3 protein-coding genes are annotated in these 4,499 nt (G+C 55.8%); 2 read left to right on the top strand and 1 reads right to left on the bottom strand.

What is annotated here, in order from left to right; all coding sequences use genetic code 11:
* The coding region (locus V6D20_15575) for a hypothetical protein (protein ID HEY9817201.1) at positions 1 to 1,120 on the bottom strand (1,120 nt) is incomplete at its 3' end.
* A gap of 324 nt (positions 1,121 to 1,444) precedes the next feature.
* Between V6D20_15575 and V6D20_15580 the strand changes: the two genes are divergently transcribed.
* On the top strand, positions 1,445 to 2,767 hold the full coding sequence (locus V6D20_15580) for an efflux RND transporter periplasmic adaptor subunit (GenBank protein HEY9817202.1): 1,323 nt from the start codon (positions 1,445 to 1,447) through the stop codon (positions 2,765 to 2,767).
* Positions 2,768 to 2,824: 57 nt separating this feature from the next.
* Positions 2,825 to 4,499, top strand: a 1,675-nt coding sequence (locus V6D20_15585) for an efflux RND transporter permease subunit (protein ID HEY9817203.1), incomplete at its 3' end; no start/stop codon positions are given.

Genomic DNA, 4,499 nt, shown 5'->3' on the forward strand with positions numbered 1-4,499 from the left:
AGCCTAGAGACTCTCGCAGACGCAGCAGGTTTTGCTCATGGTTTGAAAGCATTTGAAATGCATCGTCTGTTATGCCTGTTAAGTGGGCACGAACATCAGCGAGCATCAACATCTCTAGGTCATCAGGCTGATTGATATCAGCTTGCCATTTGTCAATCAATGATGGCTCTTCTTTCTCGGACTCAGGGTGGCGCTTAAGGGGAGCATCGATAGAAACTTCGCGGTATGTGGGAAGCTTGTGCTTTTTAAGAGCATCAATAGTGGTTTCTAGGGTGGTTTGAATGTCTGACGGCATAAATTCGGCCGCCAGGGCAAGGGTGCCTCGACGCTCATTGCAGCGATCGCATATTCTCTGGATTTGAGTATCATCCGGTGGGGGCAGAGCATTTTTCCCCTTCTGCTTGTTGACATAAATTTCGTCAAAGCTTTTGAGCACCAAACGAACTCGTTTCACCTCGTTATCCTTCATCCCTATGCACTGCAGTGCGTAGCAGACATGGAACTTAGTGGCATAGCGCAGAATTGCATAGCCGGAGGTGTATCGCTTATCGGATCCTTCAACTTTGAGCCGTCGATCACGGATTTTTCTACTGAGGCGAGGTTCAGCATAAGCGCGAATGCTGGTATGTTCTCGTCCAAAGTCGAAATCACCAAGCACATGGTCTAAATCCAGTAACTTTTCTCTAGCAATACTTAACCCTTCCTCTGGATTGGCAAACCACTTTCTGGCGGCTGCAATACATTTTGAATCCAAATAGAAAATGAGTAGATGACTGCTCTGATCTTGGGGATTAGTAAAGAAGGGTTGGGCTTTGGGATGATTGCGCTGTGCCCACACATAATCATGAATGGCGGGAAGATCAGCATTGGCTTCATTGAGCGATCGCCATTGGTGAACGATATCCGTCAAATGTTCATGGGTTGCTGTCTCGGGGGATTGCCAAAGCTGAAACACGAGCAAAAAGTACCGTGCCCAAGCACCGTGGCGGTCACAAACTGTTTCATCCACCAAAACCTCGGCAATCTGTTGACTTCTGCGATCTACCTGCCTGCGGCGCGAAGCCATGTCAGGCTGACAGGTACAGAACTGTAGGGCAAGACTCGTGCTGGAGTTTGGCATAGTCGTCTTGGAGGTAGAGGAACCGCAGTCATTCAGGCACACGTTGAGCGCCCTACTGCTCTACTCGGGTTAGCAAGCAGGAACTTATGCAGGCTTTCTAAAAGTTTGTTCCATGATGGTGTCGCCACCTGGCACAATCGCGCTGATCGCATCGGTCTAATCCCATGCTCCACGGGCGATCGCTCTCCCCCAGCCTGCCCTAGATTAGATGTACCACCCATCCGGGGGAGACTGAAATGTAAATCTGTGCGTCATAATAAAACAGAAGGATTTATAAAGATTTGTAAGCAGCCATCTTAGGTTGCGATCGCTGGGAGGCACATTGTGACAGAGTCTGCATTTCGAGGAGGCCAAGACCCCAAAGCTGCCCTAGAGACTACGGGTTCTGATGATCCGTCCACCTCGCCAGCGATCGCTCCGGGACGGTGGTCTTGGTTTGCCAGCCAGCCTGGTCTATGGATTGGTCTAGGTGTGGGTCTGGCGGCCGGGTTGCTGGTCGGCGGCATGAGACTGACCTCGGAACCAGCGACGGCAGTGGATGAAGCCAGCGAAACCACGGAGTCGGCAGCGCAGCCGGTGACGGTGCTCACGGTGCAGTCTGCCTCGGTGGAGCGCAGTTTGGAGGCAACCGGGACAGTGGTGCCCTACGATTTACTGCCGGTCACCCCGCGCACCAGCGGGCTGCAAATTCAGCAGGTTCTAGTCGACAATGGCGATGCGGTAACAGCGGGTCAGGTCTTGGCGGTGCTGGACGATGCCGTGCTGCGATCGCAACTTATGGAAGCCCAAGCCAGTCTTGAATCAGCTCGGGCCAATGTGCGCCAGCAGCAGGCCACCCTCGCCCAAAACCAGGCTACCCTAGCAGAGGCGGAGACCAATCTGCAACGCTTCCAACGTCTGCGGGATGAAGGGGTGATTAGTCAGCAGGATTATGATAGTCGGGCGACGGCGGCAATCACATCCCAGGAGGACGTACAGGTAGCGATCGCGACTATCAGCAGCGCAGAGGCTCAGGTCGCTAGCCAAGCAGCACGCATCCAGCAGTTAGAAACCCAGTTGAATCAAACCTTGGTGTTGGCTCCAGCCGATGGCATCGTGGCCGAGCGCATGGCTCGACTGGGAGATGTATCCTCCACTAGCACACCCTTGTTTTCGGTGATTCAAAATGGTCAGTTGGAGTTAGAGGTACCCCTGCCTGAAACCCAGCTCTCCCAAGTTCAGGTCGGAATGCCGGTGCGGGTGACATCGGACGCTGATGCACGCATTGACCTGCAGGGACGGCTGCGGGAGATTGCGCCTCTAGTAGATCCCCAAACGCGGGAAGCCACACTCACCATTGAATTGCCCAGCTCATCGCTGCTGCGATCGGGGATGTTCCTGCGGGCAGCGCTAATCCTAGACAGTCGTTCTGGGGTCACCATTCCTACGGCGGCAGTCTTGCCCCGGCCCGATGGCAGTAGTGCGGTCTATGTGGTGCAGGCAGATGAAACTGTCACCGCTCAAGCCATTACCGTGGGCGATGTTCTCCCCGGTGAGTCTCCCACGGTAGAGGTGCGCCAGGGGCTGAATCCGGGCGATCGCATCGTCGTGGCCGGTGCTTCTTATCTCAACGAAGGCGATCGCGTCGCCGTCATGCCGAACGAATAGCGATGCCGTCCCCGTCATTGCTGTTCCATCGCTAGGACATTTTCTGGAACTTGGGTTATGCAACTTTCTGCTTGGTCGATTCGCAAACCAGTCCCTACCTTAGTGGGCATGTTGGTTTTTGTGGTGGCGGGATTGATGGCCTTTACCCAGTTGGGTATCGACTCCAATCCTAATATTGATATCCCTGCGGTGAGTATCACCGTCACCCAAGCAGGGGCGGGACCATCGGAACTGGAAACCCAGGTGACCCGCAAGGTGGAAGATGCGGTGGCGGGGCTGGGCAATATTGATGACATTAACTCCGTGGTGACCGACGGTAGCTCGACCACCACCATTAGCTTTGTGCTGGGCACAGACAGCGATCGCGCCACCAATGATGTGCGTAATGCCATCGCCCAAATCCGCCAAGATCTGCCGGAGGAGGTCAACGAACCGGTGGTGCAGCGGCTGGAATTTGCTGGCGGCCCGATTATGACCTATGTGGTGACATCGGATCAGCAGTCGGTGGAAGAGCTGAGTAACTTGGTAGATCGCACCATCAGCCGGGAGTTGCTGTCGGTGCCGGGGGTGTCCCAAATTCGCCGCGTCGGGGGGCTCGATCGGGAAATTCGCATCAACCTCAGTCCCGAACGACTGCAGGCCTTGGGCATCACCGCGACCCAAGTTAACGACCAAATTCGCGCCCTGAATGTGGATTTACCAGGGGGGCGATCGGATGCGGGGGGCAGTGAAAACAATATTCGCACCCTCGGCAGTGCCGGCACGGTGGAGGCCCTCAGCGCTTATCCTATTGGTCTCCCTGAAGGGGGAACTGTGCCTCTAAACGCTCTCGGACAGGTGGAGGACGGCTTTGGCGAAGTGGAGCAACAGGCGAGGTTTGTCGATACAGCTCTGCAATCAGAAGCCTTGCCGGTGGTAGCCTTTTCCGTCCTGCGCAGTACTGGCAGCACCCTCGTTTCCGTGGAAGAAGGGGTGCGGGCCGCCGTGGAGCGGCTGCAAACCACCCTCCCCGAGGATGTGCGGCTGGAGTTAATTGTCACCCGAGCCGATCCTATTCGCCAGTCCTCCGCCGCCACTCAGGGGGCGTTGGTCATGGGGTCTATTCTCACCGTGATTGTGGTGGGTCTCTTTTTGCGCGACTGGCGGCCCACGCTGATCACCGCCCTGGCCCTGCCGTTGTCGATCCTACCCACCTTTCTGGTGATGCGATCGCTCGACTATACCCTGAATGGCATGACGCTCTTGGCCCTAGCCTTAGCGATGGGTAACTTAGTCGATGATGCTATTTGCATGATCGAGAACATTGATCAGCATTTACAGATGGGTAAAAAGCCCATGCGGGCTGCCCTTGATGCCTCGGCAGAAATTGGCTTTGCCGTAGTTGCCACCACCGCAACGATTGTGGCCGTGTTCGTACCCGTCGCCTTCATGGGAGGCGTTCCCGGTCAGTTTTTCCAGCCCTTCGGCATCACAGTGGCCGTGGCCACCATGTTTTCCACCCTGGTCGCCGTCACAGTAACACCCATGATGGCCGCCTATTTACTCAAACCGAGCACCCAGACACCGCGCGCCCGCTTTTCCCCAGAGCTAGCCCCAACGCGATCGCGCCTCCGTCCCTATCGAGGCATTATTACCTGGGCCCTACGCCATCGGTTGGTGACCTTAGCGATCGCCCTCCTCTTCTTCATCGGCAGCCTGCAACTGGTGCCCCTCATTCCCACCGGTCTCTTTA

It is taken from the genome of Candidatus Obscuribacterales bacterium (assembly GCA_036703605.1).
Lineage (GTDB): Bacteria > Cyanobacteriota > Cyanobacteriia > RECH01 > RECH01 > RECH01.